General features: G+C 51.5%; 1 protein-coding gene. It reads right to left on the reverse strand.

Translation table 11 applies throughout. The features are described from left to right. Positions 1-2557, reverse strand: a 2557-nt coding sequence (locus tag IEV46_RS17675) for a non-ribosomal peptide synthetase (protein ID WP_188433920.1), incomplete at both ends; no start/stop codon positions are given.

Raw genomic sequence — 2557 nt, forward strand, 5'->3', positions numbered from 1 at the left:
GACCGGTTTTTCGTAGGGGCTTTCCCTCACCAGTTGTTCCGTCGGCTCCGGAAGCGCCCGATGATCCACCTTCCCGTTGGGAGTCAGCGGCAGGGATTCCAACGCTACGAAATACGACGGGATCATATAGTCCGGCAATTTGGAAGCCAGATATTTCCTCAGGCCTTTAACGCTCCAATCCCGTCCGTCTGTAACAATGTAAGCGACCAGTTCATTTGTCCCTTTGTTTATCTGACGCGGAAGCACCACAGCATCCATCACAAAATCACATTCCAGCAAATAAGCCTGGATCTCTCCCGGTTCCACCCGATGGCCGCGGACTTTCAACTGGTCATCCAGTCGTCCCAGATACTCCAATCCACCATCCGGGAGTTGGCGCACCAAATCTCCCGTTCGATACATCCGTTCCCCCGGAGCGAAATCCCTTTCGACAAACCGTTCATCGGTCAGTTCCGGTCGATTTAAGTAACCCCGGGTCACTCCAGTCCCCATGATATGCAACTCTCCGGGAACACCGGGGGGCAGGAGGTTCCCATGCCGGTCCAGGATACAGGCTCGCAAAGAGGGAAGTGGAACACCGATGTGACTTGTATTTTGGATTAGATCAGAATCGGTCAGCTTGCGGCAGGTGGCATAAATACCGATCTCTGTCGGCCCGTAAAGGTTGAACAGGGACATCTGTGGATACCGGCTTTGCCAAAATTGCAAAGTGGAGGGGATCAGAGCCTCTCCCGCAAATAAAAGTTTTTGTACAAAAAGGTCGGCTTTCGGTTGGGTCCGTTCCAGGTTCATCAAAGACATAAAAGCAGAAGGAGTTTGACACAAAACAGTCACTTTTTCCGAATACAGCAGATGGCGAAACCGTTCGGGATCCAAAATCTCTTCTTTTGTCGCCAACACGAGTGAGGCACCATTTCCCAAGGAACCGAAAATCTCCCACACCGAAACATCAAAACAAAAGGAATGGCATTGAACCCAGATCTCCCGCTCATCAATTTCCAGCGGCAACCGGTCAGTTCCCACCAACCGCAACACGTTTCGATGTTCCACCATGACTCCTTTGGGCCTGCCGGTGGAACCTGAAGTATAAATGATATAAGACAGATCCTTCTCCCGGTTTACCGGATCGGGATTATCAACCGGCAAACCGGTAAAATCCAGTTCCCTGTACACCCATACTTTCCCGACAAAGGATTCCGGTACCCATTCCGGTTCACCGGTTAAAACATGTTCGGAACGGGAGTCTTTTAATATGAACCGCTTTCTTTCTTCCGGATAGTCCGGATCGATAGGTACATAAGCACCTCCTGCCTTCAGAACAGCAAGAATACCTATAATCATCTCCGGCGTGCGATCCATCACCAATCCGACAGGTTGATCCACCCCGACTCCCTGTTTTCTCAAGAAGTGAGCCAACCGGTTCGCCTGCCTGTTTAACTCTTCATAAGAGAACCGCCTTTTACCGGCAATCAAGGCCGTCTTTTGCGGCATCTGCTCCACTCGCTGTTCAAACAGGCCATGAAGCGTCTCCGCCCGGGGTCTGTCACCTTCGGGGGTTGAAAGGAGCCATGCCTGTTTTTGTTGATCCTCCCGAAGCAATTGAAAGTCTTTCAACGTCCGGCTTGGTTCATATACCAACTGCTCCAGTAAGTACGTCAACCCATGACCCATCTGTTCAACAGTTTCCCGTCGGAACAGAGAAGTGTTGTATTCCCAATGGATCGACAATCTGTTCCCTGTTTCCACAATCAGAGTCAAATCGTATTTGGCCACTTTATGGTTCAGCGGATAAAAACTTCGATCCAAAGAGAAATTATGAACCTTGGTTTGTTCTGTATTTTGCAAAATGAACATGGTCGAAAAAAGCGGCGTTCGACTCAAGTCCCGGGGCAATTCCAATCGCTCCACCAACTCCTCAAAGGGGTAATCCCCATGTTCCTGTGCCTGTACCACCTGTTTTCGCACCCGGGCAAGAAAATCGCGAAAGCTTTCCTCCGGACGGGATTGATGCCGCAATGCCAAAGTATTGACAAACATCCCGACCACTTGCTCCAGATCCGCATGGGGACGTCCCGCCACCGCAGTCCCGATCACAATGTCATCCTGCCCACTGTATTTGGAAAGCAACACATGGTACGCCGCCAAGAGCAGCATATAGAGTGTAACCCCTTCTTCCCTGGCCAACCGTTGCAATTCCCGATTCAAATTCATTTCAATTTGATGTGAAACGGTTTCACCATCAAAGGTTTGTTCCGGAGGTCGCGGAAAGTCCGTGGGCAACTCCAGCACCGGCACCCCGTCGGCAAAACGTTGCATCCAGTACCCTTCCTGCTTTTCCATGGCCTTCCGTCGGGACTCCGACTGTTGCCAAACGGCGTAATCCTTGTACTGAATCCGCGGTGCTTCCAACTCCTCTCCCTGGTACAGCGCCGACCAGTCCCGCATCAGCACCTCCATGGAAACCCCGTCGGAAATGATATGGTGCAGGTCCCATACCATCAGATGACCCTCCGTCTCCAACGGGATCAAGGCGGCACGGAACAGCGGAGCTTTCCCC

It is taken from the genome of Kroppenstedtia guangzhouensis (genome assembly GCF_014637345.1).
Taxonomy (GTDB): Bacteria; Bacillota; Bacilli; order Thermoactinomycetales; family DSM-45169; genus Kroppenstedtia; species Kroppenstedtia guangzhouensis.